Here is a 20,451-nt window from a genome sequence, read left to right on the forward strand (position 1 = left end):
CTGACCCGCACGACCCGTACCGCCCCACCCGACCACCCGACCACCACCGTTCGACCCGCGTACGAGCAGGGCCCCGGCGCCTTCCCGGCACCGGGGCCCTCGCGCGTCCGGAACCGCGTCCGGTCGCGTCCTAGTCGTGCCAGGCGCCCAGTTCCTCCAGGAGGTCCTGGAGCTCCGGGAAGAGGCCCTGAGGGGCCGCCAGGACCAGCTCGCCCGACTCCGGCTCCCCCGGCCGTCCGCCGGTGAGCGCGCCCGCCTCGCGGGCGATCAGGGCGCCCGCCGCGAGGTCCCAGGGGTTGAGGCCGCGCTCGTAGTACGCGTCGAGGCGGCCGGCGGCCACGTCGCAGAGGTCGATGGCGGCCGAGCCGCCCCGCCGGATGTCCCGCACGCGCGGGATCACGCGCTGGACGACGTCGGCCTGGTGGGCGCGCCGGGACTGCACGTACGCGAAGCCGGTACCGAGCAGGGCGTGGTCGAGGGCCGGCGAGGGGCGGACGGCGAGGCGCCGGTCCCCCGCGAACGCGCCGCCGCCGAGGACCGCGCGGTACGTCTCGCCGCGCATCGGGGCCTCGACGACGCCGACGACGGCCTCCCCGTCCCGTTCGGCGGCGATCGAGACCGCCCAGGTGGGCAGGCCGTAGAGGTAGTTCACGGTGCCGTCGAGCGGGTCGATCACCCAGCGGATCCCGCTGGTGCCGGGACTTGAGGCGCCCTCCTCGCCGAGGAAGCCGTCCTGCGGGCGGTGCTCGGCGATGAAGCCGGTGATCAGCTTCTCGGCGGCGATGTCCATCTCGGTGACCACGTCGATGGGGCTCGTCTTGGTCATCGCCACCGCCAGGTCGTCCGGCCTGCCGTCACGCAGCAGCGCTCCGGCCCGCCGTGCCGCCTCGAGGGCGAGGTCGAGCAGCTCGGAGAGGAGCGGGTCGGTCACGTCACTCACGTCGGTCACTGGGTCTCCTTACGCGTACGGGCTGTCGGCGCCGGCCGCGGCGGGCCGCTCGGCCCTGGCCGGGCAGCAGCCGATCGGGCACAGGTCGTGGGAGGGTCCGAGCGCGCCCAGGGCGCACCGCTCGGCCCGGGTGCCGCGCTCGTGGGCGGCGCGCTCCAGGAGGAGTTCGCGGACGGCGGCGGCGAAGCGCGGGTCGGCGCCGACGCTCGCCGAGCGCCGGACGGGCAGCCCGAGTTCGGCGGCCTTGGCGGTGGCCTCGGTGTCGAGGTCGTAGAGGACCTCCATGTGGTCCGAGACGAAGCCGATCGGGACCATGACGGCCGCGGGCACCCCGGCGCCGTGCAGTGCCTCCAGGTGGTCGCAGATGTCCGGCTCCAGCCACGGGGTGTGCGGGGCGCCGCTGCGGGACTGGTAGACGAGCTCCCAGGGGTGGTCGGTGCCGGTCGCCTCGCGGACGGCTTCGGAGATCATCCGTGCCACGTCGAGGTGCTGCCGGACGTAGGCCCCGCCATCGCCGTGCTCGGTGACGGGTCCCGAGGTGTCGGCGGCGGAGTCGGGGATGGAGTGGGTGGTGAAGGCGAGGTGGGCGCCGTCCCGTACGGACGGGTCGAGCTCGGCGAGGGAGGCGAGGACGCCCTCGACCATGGGCTCGACGAAGCCGGGGTGGTTGAAGTAGTGCCGGAGCTTGTCGACCCGGGGCAGCGGCAGTCCCTCCGCTTCCAGGGTGGCGAGGGCGTCGGCGAGGTTCTCGCGGTACTGGCGGCAGCCGGAGTAGGAGGCGTACGCGCTGGTGGTGAGGACGGCGATATGGCGCCGGCCGTCGGTGATCATCTCGCGGAGGGTGTCGGTGAGGTACGGAGCCCAGTTCCGGTTTCCCCAGTGGACGGGCACCTGGAGGCCGGCGGCGGCGAAGTCCGTCCGCAGCGCTTCGAGGAGCGCGCGGTTCTGGTCGTTGATCGGGGAGACGCCGCCGAAGAGGAAGTAGTGCTGCCCCACTTCCTTGAGCCGTTCCTTCGGGATGCCGCGGCCGCGGGTCACGTTCTCCAGGAACGGGACCACGTCGTCCGGGCCCTCGGGGCCGCCGAACGAGAGCAGCAGCAGGGCGTCGTACGGGGCGGGATCGTGCTGATCGGACATGGCACCGATCCTCCCACCCGCCCCTGACACCGGGCGGCGCGGCCCGTCGGACCGTGTTCGCCCGGGGGCCGCTCGTCCGGAATCGCGTTCGTCCGAAAAGGGGGATGACCCATCGACTTCAACACCGTAGGCTTTAGCTATTAATTACACGTGTTGAGTCGTGTCGAGTCGTCGCGCGGAGCCAGCTCCGAAGCACGGAGATCCGGAGAACCTCTTGCCCAGTCCCTACCGCGCGATCTTCAAGGCGCCCGGCACCGCCTCGTTCTCTGTCGCCGGATTCTTCGGCCGGATGCCCCTGTCCATGATGGGCATCGGCATCGTGACCATGATCTCGCAGGTCACCGGCCGGTACGGCCTCGCCGGCGCGCTCGCGGCGACGCTCGCGATGTCCGCCGCCGTCCTCGGCCCCCTGGTCTCGCGCCTGGTCGACCGGCACGGACAGCGCCGGGTGCTCCGCCCGGTGACCCTGGTCTCGCTCGCGGCGGGCGCCGGACTCCTGCTCTGCGTCCAGCAGCAGGCCCCCGACTGGACGCTCTTCGTCTTCACCGCGGTGATCGGCTGCGTGCCGAGCGTCGGCGCCATGACCCGGGCCCGCTGGGCGGCGATCTACCGGGGCGAGGAGCGGCGCCTGCACACGGCGTACTCCTGGGAGTCGATCGTCGACGAGGTGTGCTTCATCTTCGGGCCGATCATCTCCATCGGTCTGTCGACGGCGTGGTTCCCCGAGGCCGGCCCCCTGTTCGCCGGGATGTTCCTCGCCGTGGGCGTCTTCTGGCTGACCGCGCAGCGCGCCACCGAGCCGGCCCCGCACCCTCATGAGAAGGGCACCCGGGGCGTCTCCGCGCTCCGCTCCCCCGGACTCCAGGTCCTGGCCCTCGCCTTCGTCGCCACCGGCGCCATCTTCGGCTCGGTGGACGTGGTGACCGTGGCCTTCGCCGAGGAGCAGGGCCACAAGGCCGCCGCGAGTCTCGTCCTGGCCGTCTACGCGCTGGGTTCGTGTCTGGCCGGCGCCGTCTTCGGCCTACTGCACCTCAAGGGCGACCCGTCCCGCCGCTGGCTCCTGGGCATCTGCGCGATGGCCGTGAGTATGATCCCCCTCCTACTGGCCGGGAACCTGCCGTTGCTGGCCGTGGCGCTCTTTGTCGCGGGCCTGTCCATCGCACCGACGATGGTGACCACCATGGCCCTCGTCGAAGCGCACGTACCGCGCACCAAGCTGACCGAGGGCATGACCTGGACGGGTACCGGGCTCGCGATCGGCGTGGCGCTCGGCTCTTCGGCCGCCGGCTGGGTGGTCGACGCGTCGGGGGCCGAGGCGGGGTACGTGGTGCCCGTCGTCTCGGGCGCGCTCGCGGTCGCGGTGGGTCTCCTCGGACACCGCCGGCTCCGCAGGCCGGCGCCGAACCGGGAGGGGCAGCGTGAGCGGGACGACAGCAGCGGGGTCGGGGAGCACCAGGACGGCGAACAGCCCGTGGCGTAACTGGGCGGGGAACGTCACCGCCCGGCCCGTACGGGAGGTGAGCCCGGCCTCGGCCGAGGAGCTCGCCGCGGCGGTGCGCCGGGCGGCCGAGGACGGGCTGCGGGTGAAGACGGTCGGCACCGGCCACTCCTTCACCTCGATCGCGGCGACGGACGGCGTCCTCATCCGGCCGGGTCTGCTGACCGGGATCCGGCGGATCGACCGTGAGGCGATGACCGTCACGGTCGAGTCGGGCACCCCGCTCAAGCGGCTCAACGTGGCGCTGGCCCGGGAGGGCCTGTCGCTCACGAACATGGGCGACATCATGGATCAGACCGCCGCCGGGGCCGTCTCCACGGGGACGCACGGCACGGGCCGCGATTCGGCCTCGATCGCCGCGCAGATCCGCGAGCTGGAGCTCGTGACGGCGGACGGCCAGTTGATGACCTGCTCGGAGAAGGAGCATCCCGAGGTCTTCGCGGCGGCCCGGATCGGGCTCGGCGCCCTCGGTGTCGTCACGGCGATCACCTTCGCGATGGAGCCCGTCTTTCTGCTCACCGCGCGCGAGGAGCCGATGTCCTTCGACCGGGTCACCTCGGAGTTCGACGCGCTGCACGCGGAGAACGAGCACTTCGAGTTCTACTGGTTCCCCCACACGGACAACTGCAACACCAAGCGCAACAACCGCAGCGCGGGCCCCGCGGCTCCTCCCGGCCGGGTCAGCGGCTGGATCGAGGACGAGTTCCTCTCCAACGGGGTGTTCCAGGTGGCCTGCGCGCTGGGCCGCGCGGTGCCCCCGGTCATCCCCTCGATCGCCAGGATCTCCAGCAGGGCCCTGTCGGCCCGTACGTACACCGACATCCCGTACAAGGTGTTCACCTCGCCGCGCCGGGTGCGCTTCATGGAGATGGAGTACGCGCTTCCGCGTGAGGCGGCGATCGCCGCGCTGCGCGAACTCAGGGCGATGCTCGAGCGCTCGCCGCTCAAGGTGAGCTTCCCCGTGGAGGTGCGGACGGCTCCGGCGGACGACATCACGCTGTCCACGGCGTCGGGGCGGGAGACCGCGTACATCGCCGTCCACCTCTACAGGGGAACGCCCCACCGCGCGTACTTCACGGCGGTGGAACGCATCATGACGGCGCACGGCGGCCGCCCCCACTGGGGCAAGATCCACACCCGGGACGCCGCCTACTTCTCGGAGGTCTATCCGCGCTTCGCCGAGTTCACGGCGCTGCGCGACCGCCTCGACCCGGACCGGCTGTTCGCCAACGACTACCTGCGCCGGGTCCTGGGCGACTGACGGTCACTCGGCTCCCGGTGCGGTCGGCGTCGGGGCCGACGGCGCCGTCGGCTCCCCGGTCCCGGTGGTCGGCTCCTGGGTCGGGGCGGTCGGCTCCGTCGTCGGCCCTGTCGTCGGCCCCGTCGTCGGCCCCGTCGGGGTCGGCGGGGGCGACGACTCGCCGTCGGTGGAGCCGGAAGGGGTCGGTTCCGGCGAGGGGGGCGTGGTGCCGGTCCGGCCGGTGTCCTGGTCGCCCGGGGCCGGGGTGCTGCCCGTCGAGGGACTCCCGGCGCCGTCCTCGGGACTCCCGGTGCCGTCGGAAGACCCGGACGGAGTCGGCGAGGGGTCCTTCTCCTCGTGCGGCGCCTGCCGGTCCGTGCTCCCGCCGCCGCGCACGACGGAGCCGAAGGTCGTGGTCCCCTGCGTCCCGCTGAAGTCCTGGCCGGAGACCAGTTCGTAGGTGGTGATGCCGCCCATCGTGACGCCGAAGACCAGCGCGGCGGCGATCGCGGGACGCTTCCAGCCACGCACGCGCGTGCCGTGGGTGGTCGCCGTGCCGAACTCCTCGTCGTACGGAAGGGGTGCCCGGACCGTGCCGAGCATCAGGGTGCGGTCGTCCCGAGGCCCTGCCACCGGTATCTGACGGGCCTTCGGCTTGGCGGCCCCGGTCGCGTCGCGCACCTGTTCACCGGTGCGACGGAAGAGGTGCTGGAAGAGCGGGCCGCCGCAGGTCGCGATGACACTGATCACACCGGCGCCCACGATCGTGCCGTACACCCCGAGGGTGGAGGCGAGTTTGGCGGCGATGACCGCGGCCAGCGCGCTGCCCGAGACCTGAGCCACGCTCAGGTCGATCCTTCTCCTGCCGCCCTCCTTCTCCTCCTCCGGTTCCTCCGTGTCGCCTTCCGGCCTGTGGCGCATCTCCGACCCCTGACGGCTTTTCCGTTGACCTTGCACCCAGAAGGGACAAATAGGCGAAGCGAAAAGTTCCGTTTCTGCTGATTCTGTGAAGAGCGACACGTACGGGGGAAGATCACGGACACTCAACTCCCGTACCGCCCGAGAAGTTGGGCGGCGCGCCGGTCCACCCCGGTGGCCCGAATGGAGTACATTGACGAACCCTGGGTCCGGACGCCTTCACGGGTGCCCGGGATCAAGGGGAGGGAGCCGGAGACGGCGCTCGAACCGGCGGCGCCGCGGCAGCGCACGGGAACCGACTGCACAGAGTGACCGCCTGTCACTCCGGGTAGCCAACAGGTCACCGTGTCATAACGGCGTTCCAGGGTCCACGCCCGACACGCCGGGCAACTCGGCAAGGTAGTGGCAGGCTGCACCCGGGCAGGCCACACTCGACTAGCGGAAGCAGCGACGCACGTGACGTCGGCAGGCACCACCCGGGAGGTCCCCATGCCCGAACTGCGTGTCGTGGCCGTCTCCAACGACGGCACACGACTGGTGCTGAAGGCTGCTGACAGCACGGAGTACACACTTCCGATCGACGAGCGGCTCCGCGCCGCCGTGCGCAACGACCGCGCGCGCCTCGGCCAGATCGAGATCGAGGTGGAGAGCCACCTCCGCCCCCGCGACATCCAGGCCCGGATACGAGCCGGTGCCTCCGCGGAGGAGGTCGCCCAGATGGCGGGGATCCCCGTCGACCGGGTGCGCCGCTTCGAGGGCCCCGTGCTCGCCGAGCGCGCCTTCATGGCGGAGCGGGCCCGCAAGACCCCGGTCCGCAGGCCCGGCGAGAACAGCGGCCCCCAGCTCGGCGAGGCGGTGCAGGAGCGGCTGCTGCTGCGCGGCGCCGAGAAGGACACCGTGCAGTGGGACTCCTGGCGCCGCGACGACGGCACCTGGGAAGTGCTGCTCGTCTACCGCGTCGCCGGCGAGGTCCACACCGCCAGCTGGACGTACGACCCGCCCCGGCGGCTCGTCCAGGCGGTGGACGACGAGGCCCGTGCCCTGATCGGCGAGACGGACGACACGATCGCCGCCGCGCCGGAGCCGAGCTTCCCCTTCGTGCCGCGCATCGCACGGCTGCCCCGCGACAGGCCGCTCGACCGGGCCCTCGACCGTCAGATCGACCGGTCGGACCGCCAGCTGGACCGGGCGCCCGTGCCCGTCGAGCCGGAGGACGAGCGGGACTCGCTGACCAGCCTGCTCGAAGCCGTACCGAGCTTCCGCGGCGACATGGTCGTACCCGAGCAGCCGGACTCGGAGCCCTCGGACGAGGCCGGTGCGGAGGAGCCGCCGGCCCCGGCCGCCTCGGCGGGCGCGGGTTCCGCGTACGCCGACGTCCTGATGCCGCGCGCCGTCACCGGCCACCGCGACCGGCTCACCGGCACGACGGACCGCCAGGCGGAGGCGGACGGCGTCCGCCCGGGCCGCCGCGCGGCCGTGCCCAGCTGGGACGAGATCGTCTTCGGCACGCGGAGGAAGAAGCAGGACTGACGCAGCTGTACGGGGAGGGGCCGGGACCGGTTCCGGTCGCCGTAGCCTTACGGGAGAAGGGGCCCGCGCCGGATCGGTGCGGGCCCTTCGGTTTTCGGCCCCGCTACTGCGGGTCGGGCCCCGTGGCCACCGGGCGGGCGGGGTCGGCCGACCATTCCGACCAGGAGCCCGCGTACAGCGCGGCGGGGACGCCGGCGATCTCCAGGGCCAGGACCTCGTGGGCGCCGGAGACACCGGAGCCGCAGTAGACCGCGACCGGGGTCCCCTCCGCCGCGCCCAGGGCGGCGAACCGGCCCCTCAGGACGTCGGCGCCCAGGAAGAGCCCCTCCGTGCCGACGTTCTCGGTCGTCGGGGCCGAGACCGCGCCCGGGATGTGACCGCCCACCCGGTCGATCGGCTCCACGTCCCCCCGGTAACGCTCGGCCGCCCGCGCGTCCAGGAGCAGCCCCGCGCGCGCGTGCGCCGCCGCGCCGTCGGCGTCGAGCAGTCCGAGCGCGCCCGGCTCCGGCCGGAAGTCGCCGGGCGCCGGCACGGGGACCTTCTCCGTGAGCTCGCCCTCCCAGGCCGCGAGGCCCCCGTCAAGGACCCGTACGTCCCGGTGGCCCGCCCAGCGGAGCAGCCACCAGGCGCGGGCGGCGGCCCAGCCGAGGCCTCCGTCGTAGGCGACGACCGGGGTGTCCGCCGAGACACCCGCACGGCGCATCGCGGCTCCGAAGACCTCCGGGTCGGGCAGCGGGTGCCGTCCGCCGCCGCCGGGCGGCCCCGCCAGTTCGGTGTCGAGGTCGACGTAGACCGCGCCGGGCAGGTGCCCGGCCTCGTACGCCGGACGGCCGGGCGGGCCGCCCAGCGTCCAGCGGACGTCGAGGAGGACCGGCGGCCGGGCCCCGGCCGACTCGCTCAGCAGTTCGCTTGCGGAGATGATGGGCTTCATGGGTGCCATCCTCGCGCAGCCGCACGGCCGCGGAGGACGAACCCGGCGTCCTCCCCGCGTCCGTCACCGCGGGGCACGCCACTCGTTGGTGCGACCGGGACGCGCCACGGCCCCGTCGGTGTCACCATCGGACAGGGGCACGGGCACGACGACGGTCCGAGGAGAGAGTCACGATGACCGAGGCGACTCGGCGCACACCCGGCACACCGTGTTGGGTGAGTCTGATGGTGCACGGGCTTGACGCCACGCTGGAGTTCTACCACGCGCTGTTCGGCTGGGAGTTCGTACCCGGTCCGCAGCAGCTGGGCCCGTACGTGCGCGCGCTGCTCGACGGCAAGGAGGTGGCGGGCATCGGCCAGCTGCCGCCGGACCGGCATCTGCGGATCGCCTGGACCCCCTATCTGGCCACCGCCGACGCCGACGAGACCGCCGAGAGCATCCGCGGCTGCGGCGGCACCGTGGCAGTGGGCCCGCTGGACGCGGGCGAGGCCGGCCGGCTCGCGATCTGTTCCGACCCGACGGGCGCGGTCTTCGGCGTCTGGCAGGCGGAGGCGCACCACGGGACGGCGACGGCCGGGCCGCCCGGGACGCCGGTGTGGAACGAGCTCCTCACGTACGAGACGTCGGTCGGCAAGTTCTACCGGACGGTCTTCGGCTACGAGATGGAGCCGGTCGAGTCCACCGACGAGGACTACGCGACGCTCTCCGTGGACGAGCTCCCGGTGGCCTCCCTGCACGGCGTCGGCGACGCGCTGCCCCGGGACCGGGGCCCGCACTGGATGACGTACTTCGAGGTCGCCGACACCGACGCGGCCGCGCGGCTCGTCGTGGAGCTCGGCGGGCATGTGCTGCGCCCGCCGCGCGATGCCACGGCGGGGCGGCTCGCCCTGGTGACGGACCCGGAGGGCGCCGTCTTCACCCTGGTCAGGTCCACCGCCGCACGGTGATCCGGTGATCGGGTGATCCGGTGATCCGGCGGGGTTGGGGCGCCGGCCCCGGAACCGGCGCCGGCCCCGCGGGCGCGGTCAGCCGCGCCTGGACCGTACGAGGCTCCGGCCGAACCGGAACGGCGTGCCGGCCTGCGGCGGCGGGGTCGGCGTTCCGCCCGGAAGCCCGAGCTGCGTCAGCCGTTCGGCGGGGAAGTGGTGCGCGATGCCGGGATCGGCGTGGTGCGCGGCCAGGAAGACGGTGGTCTCCTCCCGCATCCCCGGGTGGCTCTTGTGCCGCATGCAGTAGCCGACGGCGCGGACGAGGGGCGTGATCGACTCCGGCGCGGGACCGGGGACGGCGGGCTCCTCGCCCCCCTCCAGGTCCGCGACCAGATGGTCGACGACCGTCAGCGGGATGCGGTTGCTGTTCTCGAAGGGGGTGAGCCGTTCGAGGACCTCGGCCGTGCCCACGCGCGCGATGGGGACGCCGTAGTACACGGCGGCGGTGAACATCGCCGTGGAGAAGCAGCCGACGACGAGCCGGAGCGCGTCGCACCGCTCGTAGAAGGTCTCGGCGAGCAGGGGCCCGTCGAGGACGGTGAGCCGTGCGCCGGACCGTTCCGCCTCGTCGTGGAGCGCCTGCGAGTAGCTGGCGGGCGCGCTCGGGTGCGGCTTGAAGACGACCGAGCGGTGCCCGGCCTCGACCGCCCCGCGCAGCATCCGCACGTGGAACTCCTCTTCCTCCTCCGCGGTGAGCAGGTTCAGGGCGGCGAGGTACTGGCCGAGCAGGAGCGCCGTGGGCTCGGCGGCCGCGGCCCGCGTGATGTCCGGGTCGTCGGCGGCCTCCTCGGCGATCTCGGCGAGGACCGCGCGGAAGGCGTCGTCGGGGACGAGTTCGGGCTCGACGCCGTACTCGCTCAGGAGGAGGGGCCGCAGGCCCGGCACCAGGTCGAGGTGGAGGACCCGCCGGATGCGGCAGGCGATCGACTGGGCGAGGTCGTTGCGGGTCGGGCCGTAGCTCATGAGGCCGTCCGCGTAGACGTGGAGGCTGCTCTCGGGGAAGGTGCCGGCCAGCGCCTTCGCGGGGTTGACCTGGATGGATTCGACGATCAGCTCCACCGGGGCGGTGCCCAGGTCCCACGCCGTGCGCAGCACGCGCTGCCAGAGCGGCGCCTCCTCGGGGCGGGGGGCCCAGGCGGCGGGGTGGTACGGGTGGATCGTCTCGTTCCAGTCGAGGGTCCCGTCGAAGCGGGCGGCGACCCGCTCGTACCCGGTCATGGTCTCCAGGCGCAGCGCCGTCTCCGGGATCTCGGCGTTGCGCGAGATCAGCAGGAGGCGGCGGGCGTCCTCGCGGGGGCCGAACTGACCGGCGTCGAGCGAGGCGGCGAGGGTGGCCGCGCCGTAGAGGGTGGACACCTGGAAGATCTGGACCGGCCGGGAGTCGGGGGCGGTGCCGGTAGCGGTGCCGGTGCCGCTGTCGGTGCCGGGTGTCGCCGCCCGGGCGGCGGCAGGAGCCGTGTCGGAGGCGGCCGGGGCCTTGTCGGGGGCCATGGGTCAGGCGGTCCTTACGGTGTCGCGCAGGCTCCGGAGGAGGGTGCTGCGGGGGGTGTCCATGGTGGCCAGGGTCTCGTCGAGGACGTGCTGCGGCATCCGGTGCAGCGCGTCGGCCACGTCGGCGCGGAGCCGCTCGGCGACGGCGGGCTCGTACTTGCCGACCTTGCCCATGTGGAAGGCGATCATCGCGCAGTAGGTGCGGACCGCCTTCGGCAGGAACCGTTCCGCCTCCGCGTCCCTGGAGACGTCGTCGAGCAGGAGGTCGTACGACGGGATGAAGTCGAGCTGGCGGTTGTCGGTGATCTGCGTGAGCGAGGTGGTGACGCCCCGCCGGTAGAAGACCCCGTGCAGGGAAAGCGCCGCGAAGGTACGGGCCTTGAGGTGGAGCCGCCAGACCCAGAGCCGGTCCTCGGCCGTTCTCAGGGAGGTCTCGAAACGCGAGGCGCCGTTTTCGAAGAGCCGCGCGCTGTACATGCCGAAGGGGACGAACGGATAGTCCACCATCGTCACCATGCTGGCGGGCGAGATCCCGTCCCGGGGGTCCATCAACGTGTCGCGGCGCTTGGCGGGGGCGTAACGGATCTGCCTTTTCCGGCCCTCGGAGAGGACGTGGTCGGTACGGGCGAAATCGCAGCCCAGCCGGTCCATTCCGGCCACGGTGGCGGCGAGGTGGCCCGGCGCGTACCAGTCGTCGCCATCGAGGAAGGTGAGGTACTCCCCGCGTGCCGCGTCGATTCCCGTGTTGCGCGCCTGGGCGACGCCGAGATTCGTCTCGTGCCGGATGACGGTGGCGTTGGGCAGGCGGTCGCGCCAGCGGTCGAGGATTTCCGGGGTGTCGTCCGTCGAGCAGTCGTCGATCAGCAGGAACTCGAATTCCGGATCCGCGTTGTTCGCGAGACTGCGCAGGGTGTCGGGCGCGTATGGCCCGACATTGTGGAACGGTACGACGACGGACAGTTTCGGCACTCGGAATCCCCATACTGAATCGAACAATTAAACGCCGCTACGGCGGGCACAGTAACGCTCCACTTCTCCGGACGAACGATCCGCGCGTGCACTCCGGGTGAACTCTTGTCGTCCCCTGTGGAAAGTCCGCGCGGAGACCGCCTCATCGGCGGGTCCGCCGGTGCAGGACCGCCGTCGCCGCCAGGGCGAGGAGCGCGGCCGTGCCGACGGCGCCGCCGAGGCGGAGCCCCGGTGGCCGGAAGGAGCAGGTGACCGAGGTCGCCCGGCCGTCGAGCGGGACGGCGACGAGCCCCTCGTACGCGCGCGCGGGTTCGGCTTCCGCGTCACCGGCGGCGCAGCGCCAGCCGGAGATGCGGGGCGCCGCGAGCACGGCGGTTCCCGTGCTGCCGGGGGGCAGTTCGGCCGTGACGGTGTGGCCGGTCGCCCGTACCCGCGTGGCACCGGTGGCGGTCAACTCCCGTACGGCGGAGTCGAGCCGGTCCTGGACCAGGCAGCCGACCGGCTGACGGGGCAGCCGCAGCTTCTTCTCGGGACTCAGCTCGATCCGTACCTCCCCGGACGGGGGCACGGCGCCGAGGGCCCGCATGGGGGCGCGTACGGCGGGCGGCTTGCCCTCGAAGTACACGGGCCGCTCCCCCGTGAGGGTCGCCTCGCCCCGGTACTCGGGCGCCCAGAACCAGACCTGGGAGCCCGCCGGGCAGCGGGCGGTGAGGGTGCGTCCGGTACGGGCGGCGGGCGGCAGCTCGTACACCTCGGCGCCGAGCAGGCGCTCCTGCCGCGCGAAGGCGGAGTCCCCGGCGTGGGTGGCCGGCCGTCCGGGCGGACGGACGGTGACGAGCGGCGGTACGGGGGTGGTGGCGACGGAGACGGTGGCGCGGGGCGCCGCGTCCTGCCGTACCGGCTCCGTGGGCCGCGATCGGATCCGGGTGCCGATGGAGAACAGGGCGTCCGTCACCGGGTTGTCGAGGGTGACCGGATGCCGGCCCTTGGCGTAGTAGCCGAAGCCCAGGGACGCCAGGGTGCTTGAGGTCACCTCTGCGGTGAGGCTGCTGTAGTAGTCGGGCCCCTGCCCGCCCGTGATGAGCACGTCGTTGCCGCCGGGGACCTCCCCGGGGTCCGTACGGTGGCGGGGCCAGGCGTCGGCGCGGGCCACCTCGTCGGCCACGGCCGTGTGCCAGGGGCCGATCCGGGGGGACCAGGCGACCTTGCTGAGCTGCTGTTCCTCGATCCGCTTCCCGGTGACGGCCGCCTCGCCCGCCTGTGCGACGAGGAACAGGGCCACGGCCAGAACGGGCAGTACGCGCGCGGTGGTTCGGCGGGCGTTCGGCAGCGACGCGAGGAGGACGGCGGTGAGCGCCAGGGCCGCGGCCGCGCCGAAGGCGGGGTAGGTCCACCGGTCGATGTCGACGCTCCCCCGGGCCGCCCAGGCGAGGAGTCCGAGCAGGACGCCGCCCCCGAGGAGCGCGCTCGGGCGCGGCACGCCGCGCGCGGCCGAGAACCAGGCGCCGATCAGCAGCAGGCCGCAGAGCACGAAGGTCTGGCGGTACGGGCCGCCGTTGGGCGAGGCTCCGGCGTGCCAGAGGAGATGGGTCGGCTCCCACTGGAGGGAGAGCGTCACGAGGACGATCGCGGCCGACCATCCGGCACGCACGCGCGGGGCGACGGCCCGGTTGAACGGCAGGGTGAGGGCGAGGGCGAGCGCGGGCGTACCGATGAAGAGGGCGGGGCTGGCCACGCTCGCGGTGGCGGGCAGGAACCGGGCGAGGACGTCCGTCCAGGCGGCGGCCGTGAAGGTGGTCACCGGGGTGGGGTCGGCGACCTTCGTGCCGAGGAAGACCACCACGACGAGCGGCGCGGCGAGCCCGATGCCGATGAGGACACCGCGCGCGGCGCGGAGCGCGCCGGCGAGGCGCTGCCGGGCGGAGGCCGTCTCCTCGGCGGTGAGGAGCCGTAGGACGAGGACGACGGCGGCGCCGAGGGTGGCCATGTACGCGGTGTAGAAGTTGGCGGTCCAGGCCAGCGCGACGACGAGGGGGCCGAGGACGGGGCGGCGCCCGGTGCGGGCCCACTCCCCGACCAGGCAGAGCAGCGGGAAGGCGACGAGCCCGTCGAGCCACATCGGGACGGACGCGCCGAGGTTGAAGGTCCAGCCGGACAGGGCGTACGCGGTGCCGAGGACGGCGGCGACCGGCCAGGGTCCGGGGCGCAGCCGGAGGAGCAGCAGCGCCATCGCCGCCCCCGCCGCCGTGATCTTGGCGGCGGTGACGACGTACAGGGCGAGTTCGACGCGGTCGGCGGGGAAGAGCACGACGAGCAGGTCGAAGGGGCTGCTCAGGTACGTGCCGATGTCGCCGAGGAAGTTGGAGCCGAAGCCGGAGTTCCAGTTGAGGAAGGCGTCGCCGTCCGTCTCGCCGAGCAGGAAGGAGCGCCAGTACGCGTGGAACGGCAGGTACTGCTGGCCGAGGTCGACGACGTTCCTGGTCACGGGACCGAAGGGGTAGCTGCGGGAGAGGCGGGTCGCGAGGCAGAGTAGTACGGCGGTGAGCAGGGCGGCGGAGAGCGGCCCGGCGACGGCCGGGGCACGCAGGCCGCGTGCCGGGGCGCCGCCGGTCCGGAGGGGGCGCCCGTCCGCCCCCTCCTCGCCGTCGACCTCGTCGAGCACGGTCTCGGCGGCGGGGGGCACACGTCCTCCAGGGGGCGCACGGAACGGGAACGCCCGGGGTGACGCGTCACGGGCCGACGGCCATTACCGCCGAGTCGGACGACCCGCAACCGATCACCAGGCGGTCTTCCGGTACACCTCGGGTGAACTCCCGGTGCCGGGGGGGCGGGGGCTGGTGCGGGTCGGTCGGCCGGCGCCGGGGGGCTGTTCCGGTACGGGTCAGCCGGTCGGTGCCAGGGTGGCGAGTTCGTCGACCGTACGCGCCACCGTGCCGAACAGGTCCGCGACCGTCGTCAGGCTCGCCGTCTGCAGCGCGGCCGACGGGAGTACGGTGCCGTCCGGCGCCTCCAGCGGCCGGGTCGCGGTGGCCTCGGCGACCACGGTCGGGCGGTAGCCGAGGTTGAAGGCGCCCTGTGCGGTGAAGAGGACGCACATGTGCGTCATGAACCCGGCGATGACCAGGTCTCCGCCGACGCCGACGCCGAGGTCCTTCAGGGTCTCTTCGAGGTCCGTGGCGTGGAACGCGTTGGGGAACTGCTTGACGACCACCTTCTCGCCCTCGATCGGGGCGACTTCGTCGCTGATCGCGCCGATCTCCGCGCGGATGTCGTACGGGGTGCCCTCGCCGCCGTCGTTGACGACGTGGACGACGGGGGTACCGGCGGCACGGGCGGCGGCGAGCAGGCGCGCACCGGCGGCGACGGCCTTCTCGGCCTCGTCGAGCAGCATGACCCCGCCGCGGTAGGTGTTCTGGAAGTCGATCATGAGCAGGGCCGACTCGCTGAGGCGGGGCAGCTCCTGGGGAAGGCCGATCACCTGACGGAGGGTGGTGGACGCGGTCATGGCGGTTCCTTTCGGCAAGGGGGGCGCGGCGCCCCGGACGTATACGACGCTAACACAGTTCGTAATCGATGATTACAAGACGGGCAGTCACCCAGGTCAGGACTGTTAGCGCTGTTATCGTGAGAGGCATGTCGACGGCCCGAGAGCGCATCCTGGAAGCCACCGAGGAACTCCTCGCCACCAAGGACGCGCTGGCGATCTCCACCCGCGCCATCTGCGACCGGGCGAAGGTCGGCATGCCCGAGATCTACCGTCAGTTCGGCGACAAGCAGGGACTGCTCACGGCGGTCGCCGACATCGGTTTCGAGCGCTTCCTCGCCGCCAAGAGGCAGAACCCGCTCACCGACGACCCGGTGGCGGACCTGCGGACGGCCTGGGACAGCCACGTCGCGTTCGCGCTCCGCAACCCGTACCTCTACCGCCTGATGTTCACGCCGACGGGCGACGCCAAGCCGCAGGCCATCAAGGAGGCACAGGCGATCCTCCTGAAGGCCGTCGAGCGCTGCCGCGACGCCGGACGGCTGCGGACGACGCCCGAACTCGCGGGCCAGTCGATCCTCTCCGCCAACGTGGGCGTGTGCATGATGGCCCTGTCGTTCCCGGACCTCTTCGGAGACTCCGAGATCTCAACTGCCGTACGGGACGCGGTGATCGGGCAGGCCACTGGCGACGAGCGGGAGGACACCCGGATCGGCACGGCGACCGTCCTCGCCCAGGCGCTCGTCGGCACCCTCACGGGGGCGGCGACGCCCGGGAGCGTCGCCGCGGCCCTCGACCGGCTGACGGGCGCGGAAGGGGCAGGCCTCCTCGCTCGCGGCTGAGGCGGAGGAGGAGGCCATTGCGCCGCCGGCACCGCCGCCGAGCTGGGCCAGGATCTCGTCGGAGAGAAGGTCCTGCGGGCCCTTGAGCGCGTCGGCGAGCACCGTGTCCGCGGGGAAGACCATCTCGGCCGCGATGTTGTCCTGCACGATCCGGGCGAGGTTGTCCAGGGCCACGTGGACCGGGTCCGAGGGCGGCTCGGCGGCCGGCAGGTCGATGAGATGGGTGGCGACCTTCGCCGGGTTCATGCACGGCCTGATGATGATCGAGTTCTGGTTGAGCACGGACGTCGCCCACTGGGACAGGACGACGGTGTACAGGTCCTTCCAGGCCTCCTCACCGATCCTGGCCCGCCAGCGCCGCATGAGGTCCTCCACGCCGGCGATCTGGGCGCGGGCCGCGTGCTTCATGTTGGTGCGGATGGGGGCGTACACACTGCGCGAGAAGTCCCCGAAGGACTTGATGTCGAAGGACTCGGCCGACACGGAGGTGTCGATGAACGCAAGCGCTCCGTCGATCACCTTCGTGCACGAAGTGACCATTTCCGCAGGGATATTGGCCGTCGGAAGCTGGCGGCGTGCGGCGAGGAGGGTGTCGGCGTACGTCCGCAGCGGCGTGATCCAGCCGGTGCCGCCCGCCTCCTTGAAGGCGACCATCCGCAGGTCGTGCGGATCGATGCGGTGGCCGTTGGGGAGGTTGGGGACCTTGTCGCTCAGGTAGGGCGCGATGATCGCGAAGACACCCAGCGGCACATGGCTGACCGACTTCGCCAGCTCGAAGATCTCGGCGACGGGGTGCACCGACTCCCGCGTGCCGTCGTGGACGAGGGTGAACCGGCCGCCCTTGGCGTCGTTCTGCACGACGACGACGGGGCCGAGATGCTTGATCAGGTCGGCCTTCAGCGCCGCATAGTGGGAGCGCATGCCGCTGTTCGCGGCGAGGATCGCGTCGCGGGCCGCCCTCTCCTGAAGCACCGGGTCGACGAGCGCGGGCCCGGGCCCGTCCACGGCCGGCGCCGGGCCGGCCCCGAGGATCGTCACGGCACCGGCCGCGGTGGCGCCGCCGAGAAAGCCTCTACGTGTGGCCATGTCCTGCCTTCCGAGGGAGAAGCCGGGTGTCACGCACGATCACCCCACGGACCGGACAACGAACGTCGGCTCCGACGGAAACCGGCCCGTCCGGCTCACCACGTCATCGGCTCTTCACTCGGCGACGGCAGGACCCTCCGCGACGGCGGGCACACCCGAGGAGGGAAGGAGTTGCGGGATGCCGTCGACGATCGGGTAACGCCGTTGCAGGCGGGGGTTGTAGAGGGCGCCCCCTGCCTCGTCGAGGAGCAACGGGCCCTTGTCGAGCGGGCAGGCGAGGATCTTCAGCAGCGGGCTGTCTGGCTTCATGGCCGGGTTCCTTCAGATGTGGGGGTGTTCGCTTCGTGTCGCGGCAGGGTGAGCAGGACCGTCAGTGCGAGCACGGTGCCGCCGAGCCGCAGTAACAGCCGCAACGGGTCGTCGGGCAGCGGCTCGTCGAACGCGATCGTGCCGCTCACGATGGAGAACACACAGCTCACCGTCGAGCACACCGGGACGATCAGCGACGCCCGGCAGCGCTGCAGGGCGGTCTGCGACAGGACGAGGCCGCTGACCCCTGTCAGCAGCAGAAGGTACGGGTACGGCGAGGCGAGCAGGGCCGGCACCGAGCCCAGGAGGTCCGAGGTGTCCAGATGCCCGGAGACGCCCTTGATGGCGAGCGAGCTGACGCCGTAGATCAGACCGACCGCGACGGCGTAGGCCACTCCGGTGGTCGGCTGCCGATGGCGTCGGCCGGCGCGCCGCTCGGCGGCGGCGTAGAGCACGAGCCCGGCCGCGAGGGTCGGCAGGCACAGGGCCAGCAGGATGCCCGTGGGAGCGGTACGGCTGATCTCCTCGCTGGTCTCGTACAGCGAGGCCACCACCATCACGAGCGCCAGACCGATGACCGCCACCGCGCGCCGCTCGCGGCCGGAGGGGCGCTCGCCGAGCACCACCGACGAGAGCACGAGCAGCAGGACGAGACCGGACAGGAACAGGCCCTGGGCGGCGGCCATCGGCAGGGTGCGGTAGACGGCGAGCTGCGCGGCGAAGCCCAGGGCAAGCGCCACGGCCCCGCAGATCCACAGAGGTCGGCTCGCCAGCAGGAGGAGGGCCTGTCCCGGCCGTGCGGCACTCAGCGGCGGCATGCCGGCCAGCGCCCGCTTCTCCAGGACGAAGCCGGTGCTGTACAGGACGTTCGCCACCAGTGCGGCGGCCACACCCCACACCACGGGCTACACCCTTCTCGCATGCACGAGGAGGATGGAGGCGAGCGACGGTACGCCGCAGGCCAGCCGGTCCAACGGGCGGAGCGGGCGCGGAACTCCGTGGAACGGCGCACCCGCGACCTTCACCACCTCGAACCCGGACGCCGCCACGAACTCGCGGAGCGCGCGTGCCGTGTACAGCCGCAGATGGCCCACGACCTCGCTGCCCGGTCTGCCGTGGATACCGCGCAGACTCACCTCGGAGAAGACCGGCTGGACCCCGGCGAGCAGCAGCGCGCGGTTGTACCAGGCGGCGAGGTTCGGCGTGGAGAGCATGAGGTGTCCGCCGGGCCGCAGGACCCTGCGCAGTTCGTCGAGGGCGCTGTCGGGGTCGACGAGGTGCTCGACGACCTCGCTGAACAGCACGGCGTCGGCGCTGCCGGAGGCGAACGGCAGCCCGCTGCCGGTCAGCTCGCCGCGCACGACCTGGCTGAGGCGCGGCGCCGCCCGGCGCAGGGCGTCCTGCGACCAGTCGATCCCCACGATGCGGTGCCCGTCGAGTACGCGGGCGGCGATCGCGCCCGCCGAGCCGTCCCCGCAGCCCACGTCGAGCACGGTCGCGGCGGGGCGGCCGGGGCCCACGGGGCCCAGCGCGTCGGCCAGCATCCGGGCCTGCCGCAGGGTCCGGGCCTCGCCGGAGGCGACGGGAACGGTGGGGTTCTCGTAGAAGTCCCGCAGCCCGGGGGCGCGCGGGCCCGGCGAAGACACCGGCGCCTCGGGCGACTTGGCGGTGGGTGCGGAGCCGGTTTCTGCCGAGCCGATGGCTGCGGAGCCGGTTTCTGCCGAGCCGGTGGCTGAGGGGTTCATGACGGCCTCTTGGGGTTGTTCTGGTTGTTCTGGGTCGCCGAGGCGTCCCCGGCCGGGGTGAGAGACGTCGTCGACAGCGACTCCGCGAACACGTCCGCCAGTTCCGCCCCGGCCGCGTCGCCGAGCAGCGCCCGCGACCAGCGCAGCGTCACGTGCAGTCGCCCGCCGGTGGAGGCCGCCGCCACGCTCAGTCCGCGCGGCATCCGCGCCGGTGCGGAGAACCACACGGCCGTCGCCCGCCCGGCGTCGCCGAAATCCAGCGCGTACGGCACACGTCCGAGGTTGGTGACCAGCACCGTCGACGTCCAGGATGCCGCCGCCCGCCGTGCGCCACGGGTGAGCACGCCCCGGATGCCGACCGGCAGCAGCGGTGCGGTCAGCAGGCTCGCCCCGGCGCCCATGGGGGCGCCCTGGGTGGACTTCAGCGCGCGGGTGCGCCGGGCGGTGCTGCGCAGCAGCCGGGCCACGGCCTCCGGGTCCGGCCGCTCACGGAGCAGCAGTTCCGTGTCGCGCGGGTCCTCGGCGGCCATGGCCACCTCCACGAGCCGGGTCCCGTTGCCCATCGGCATCTCCGTGCCGCGCGGACGGTCGTCCACGGGCATCGTGATCCGTACCGGACCGGCCGGTCGCCCTCGCGAGGCGTTCCAGCGGCCCACCGTCAGGGACGCGGCGACAAGCAGTTGGTCGTTGACGGTCCAGGACGGGAGGTCCCCGTCCGGCTCCGCCCGCCTCGGAACGGGCAGGTCCGCCTGCACCATGCCGTTGCCCACGGCGCGGGCGCGTACCGGCCCGGGGCGGGAGTCCGGCGCGACCCGTACGGGTCGCGCCCGTAGCGTGCCGCCGGTCCCGCTCGGAGCCGGACCCGGGTTCCCTGGCCGTACCCGCTCGGGTACCGGGAGGGCCGCCGTGCCGCCGTACTGTTCGGCGGTCGTGGCGAGCACCCGCAGCCCCGACCCGGCGTCGAGAGCCGTGTGATGCATCGTCAGCAGCAGCACGGTCGCGGCCCCGGCGCCGGTTTCCCCGTCCATCTGAACGACGTCCAGGCGCATCGGCGGCGACAGGGTGAGCGGGGGGCACTGCGCCAGGGCGCGGGCCCGAGCCCGCGCCAGGGCCTCGGGTCCGCACCCGGCGAAGGTCACCGGATCGCTGTCCGGTCGCCCGGTCAGCTCCCACGCGAAGGTCCGCCGGTGCCGGCGCCCGGGTACTTCCCGTGCCAGCACCCGGGGGTGCGCCAGGAGCGCCCGCCGGAACGCGGCCCGGAGCCGTACCGGGTCCAGCCGCCCGGGCAGATGGACCTCCATGTGTACGCTCTCCGGCTCGTCGTCACTGAGGC

At 73.0% G+C, this 20,451-nt stretch carries 17 protein-coding genes; 5 read left to right on the forward strand and 12 right to left on the reverse strand.

Annotated features, from left to right (window positions below):
• Window positions 1-130: 130 nt before the first annotated feature.
• The gene (locus ABT034_RS16910) at window positions 131-931 is read right to left on the reverse strand and encodes an inositol monophosphatase family protein (RefSeq protein ID WP_351216026.1); all 801 of its coding nucleotides are present in this window, start codon (window positions 929-931) and stop codon (window positions 131-133) included.
• A gap of 27 nt (window positions 932-958) precedes the next feature.
• Complete coding sequence (locus tag ABT034_RS16915) at window positions 959-2,086, reverse strand: ferrochelatase (protein ID WP_351215787.1); 1,128 nt, start codon at window positions 2,084-2,086, stop codon at window positions 959-961.
• Window positions 2,087-2,300: 214 nt separating this feature from the next.
• Here ABT034_RS16915 and ABT034_RS16920 point away from each other — a divergent pair, with 214 nt between their 5' ends.
• Window positions 2,301-3,566: an MFS transporter gene (locus ABT034_RS16920; RefSeq protein ID WP_351215789.1), complete on the forward strand. Its 1,266-nt coding sequence runs from the start codon at window positions 2,301-2,303 to the stop codon at window positions 3,564-3,566.
• The gene (locus ABT034_RS16925) at window positions 3,505-4,845 is read left to right on the forward strand and encodes a D-arabinono-1,4-lactone oxidase (RefSeq protein WP_351215791.1); all 1,341 of its coding nucleotides are present in this window, start codon (window positions 3,505-3,507) and stop codon (window positions 4,843-4,845) included. The genes ABT034_RS16920 and ABT034_RS16925 overlap by 62 nt, the downstream gene beginning before the upstream one ends.
• 3 nt (window positions 4,846-4,848) lie before the next feature.
• Here ABT034_RS16925 and ABT034_RS16930 read toward each other — a convergent pair whose 3' ends face one another.
• Window positions 4,849-5,745: a hypothetical protein gene (locus tag ABT034_RS16930; RefSeq protein ID WP_351215793.1), complete on the reverse strand. Its 897-nt coding sequence runs from the start codon at window positions 5,743-5,745 to the stop codon at window positions 4,849-4,851.
• A 486-nt stretch (window positions 5,746-6,231) separates the two neighbouring features.
• Here ABT034_RS16930 and sepH point away from each other — a divergent pair, with 486 nt between their 5' ends.
• A complete protein-coding gene (gene sepH, locus ABT034_RS16935) occupies window positions 6,232-7,272 on the forward strand; it encodes a septation protein SepH (RefSeq protein ID WP_351215795.1) in 1,041 nt (346 codons plus the stop codon).
• 103 nt (window positions 7,273-7,375) lie between these two features.
• On the opposite strand, the gene ABT034_RS16940 is transcribed toward sepH, so the two are convergent.
• On the reverse strand, window positions 7,376-8,203 hold the full coding sequence (locus ABT034_RS16940) for a sulfurtransferase (RefSeq protein ID WP_351215797.1): 828 nt from the start codon (window positions 8,201-8,203) through the stop codon (window positions 7,376-7,378).
• 173 nt (window positions 8,204-8,376) lie between these two features.
• On the opposite strand from ABT034_RS16940, the gene ABT034_RS16945 reads away from it, so the two are divergent.
• On the forward strand, window positions 8,377-9,150 hold the full coding sequence (locus ABT034_RS16945) for a VOC family protein (RefSeq protein WP_351215799.1): 774 nt from the start codon (window positions 8,377-8,379) through the stop codon (window positions 9,148-9,150).
• Between the two features lie 78 nt (window positions 9,151-9,228).
• Here ABT034_RS16945 and ABT034_RS16950 read toward each other — a convergent pair whose 3' ends face one another.
• The 4 genes from ABT034_RS16950 to ABT034_RS16965 all read right to left on the reverse strand — a co-directional run bounded on the left by ABT034_RS16950 (window position 9,229) and on the right by ABT034_RS16965 (window position 15,157).
• Window positions 9,229-10,683: a polysialyltransferase family glycosyltransferase gene (locus ABT034_RS16950; protein ID WP_351215801.1), complete on the reverse strand. Its 1,455-nt coding sequence runs from the start codon at window positions 10,681-10,683 to the stop codon at window positions 9,229-9,231.
• 3 nt (window positions 10,684-10,686) lie between these two features.
• On the reverse strand, window positions 10,687-11,652 hold the full coding sequence (locus ABT034_RS16955; RefSeq protein ID WP_351215803.1) for a glycosyltransferase family 2 protein: 966 nt from the start codon (window positions 11,650-11,652) through the stop codon (window positions 10,687-10,689).
• A gap of 142 nt (window positions 11,653-11,794) precedes the next feature.
• Window positions 11,795-14,335 (reverse strand): YfhO family protein, encoded by a 2,541-nt coding sequence (locus ABT034_RS16960; RefSeq protein WP_351215805.1) that lies wholly within the window; start codon window positions 14,333-14,335, stop codon window positions 11,795-11,797.
• Window positions 14,336-14,533: 198 nt separating this feature from the next.
• Window positions 14,534-15,157: an isochorismatase family protein gene (locus ABT034_RS16965; RefSeq protein ID WP_351215807.1), complete on the reverse strand. Its 624-nt coding sequence runs from the start codon at window positions 15,155-15,157 to the stop codon at window positions 14,534-14,536.
• Window positions 15,158-15,285: 128 nt separating this feature from the next.
• Here ABT034_RS16965 and ABT034_RS16970 point away from each other — a divergent pair, with 128 nt between their 5' ends.
• Window positions 15,286-15,978: a TetR/AcrR family transcriptional regulator gene (locus ABT034_RS16970; RefSeq protein WP_351215809.1), complete on the forward strand. Its 693-nt coding sequence runs from the start codon at window positions 15,286-15,288 to the stop codon at window positions 15,976-15,978.
• 1,200 nt (window positions 15,979-17,178) lie between these two features.
• Here ABT034_RS16970 and ABT034_RS16975 read toward each other — a convergent pair.
• The 4 genes from ABT034_RS16975 to ABT034_RS16990 are packed head-to-tail and all read right to left on the reverse strand — an operon-like array spanning window position 17,179 to window position 20,419.
• Window positions 17,179-17,373 carry a Trm112 family protein gene (locus ABT034_RS16975; protein ID WP_351215811.1) on the reverse strand — a complete coding sequence of 65 codons (195 nt, stop codon included), beginning with the start codon at window positions 17,371-17,373 and terminating at the stop codon, window positions 17,179-17,181.
• Window positions 17,370-18,275 (reverse strand): DMT family transporter, encoded by a 906-nt coding sequence (locus tag ABT034_RS16980; protein WP_351215813.1) that lies wholly within the window; start codon window positions 18,273-18,275, stop codon window positions 17,370-17,372. The genes ABT034_RS16975 and ABT034_RS16980 overlap by 4 nt, the downstream gene beginning before the upstream one ends.
• A gap of 3 nt (window positions 18,276-18,278) precedes the next feature.
• Entirely contained in the window at window positions 18,279-19,118 is an 840-nt protein-coding gene (locus ABT034_RS16985) for a class I SAM-dependent methyltransferase (RefSeq protein ID WP_351215815.1), read from the reverse strand.
• A complete protein-coding gene (locus tag ABT034_RS16990) occupies window positions 19,115-20,419 on the reverse strand; it encodes a condensation protein (protein WP_351215817.1) in 1,305 nt (434 codons plus the stop codon). Before ABT034_RS16990 ends, ABT034_RS16985 begins: the two co-directional genes overlap by 4 nt.
• Between the last annotated feature and the right edge of the window lie 32 nt (window positions 20,420-20,451).

It is taken from the genome of Streptomyces sp. NPDC002773 (genome assembly GCF_040295605.1).
Taxonomy (GTDB): Bacteria; Actinomycetota; Actinomycetes; order Streptomycetales; family Streptomycetaceae; genus Streptomyces.

Excerpts from the sequence above, each read along its gene's own strand:
- ABT034_RS16915 (WP_351215787.1), bottom strand. The coding sequence starts at position 2,086 with ATGTCCGATCAGCACGATCCCGCCCCGTACGACGCCCTGCTGCTGCTC.
- ABT034_RS16930 (WP_351215793.1), bottom strand. The coding sequence starts at position 5,745 with ATGCGCCACAGGCCGGAAGGCGACACGGAGGAACCGGAGGAGGAGAAG.
- sepH (WP_351215795.1), top strand. The coding sequence starts at position 6,232 with ATGCCCGAACTGCGTGTCGTGGCCGTCTCCAACGACGGCACACGACTG.
- ABT034_RS16940 (WP_351215797.1), bottom strand. The coding sequence starts at position 8,203 with ATGAAGCCCATCATCTCCGCAAGCGAACTGCTGAGCGAGTCGGCCGGG.
- ABT034_RS16945 (WP_351215799.1), top strand. The coding sequence starts at position 8,377 with ATGACCGAGGCGACTCGGCGCACACCCGGCACACCGTGTTGGGTGAGT.
- ABT034_RS16950 (WP_351215801.1), bottom strand. The coding sequence starts at position 10,683 with ATGGCCCCCGACAAGGCCCCGGCCGCCTCCGACACGGCTCCTGCCGCC.
- ABT034_RS16965 (WP_351215807.1), bottom strand. The coding sequence starts at position 15,157 with ATGACCGCGTCCACCACCCTCCGTCAGGTGATCGGCCTTCCCCAGGAG.
- ABT034_RS16970 (WP_351215809.1), top strand. The coding sequence starts at position 15,286 with ATGTCGACGGCCCGAGAGCGCATCCTGGAAGCCACCGAGGAACTCCTC.
- ABT034_RS16975 (WP_351215811.1), bottom strand. The coding sequence starts at position 17,373 with ATGAAGCCAGACAGCCCGCTGCTGAAGATCCTCGCCTGCCCGCTCGAC.
- ABT034_RS16985 (WP_351215815.1), bottom strand. The coding sequence starts at position 19,118 with ATGAACCCCTCAGCCACCGGCTCGGCAGAAACCGGCTCCGCAGCCATC.
- ABT034_RS16990 (WP_351215817.1), bottom strand. The coding sequence starts at position 20,419 with ATGGAGGTCCATCTGCCCGGGCGGCTGGACCCGGTACGGCTCCGGGCC.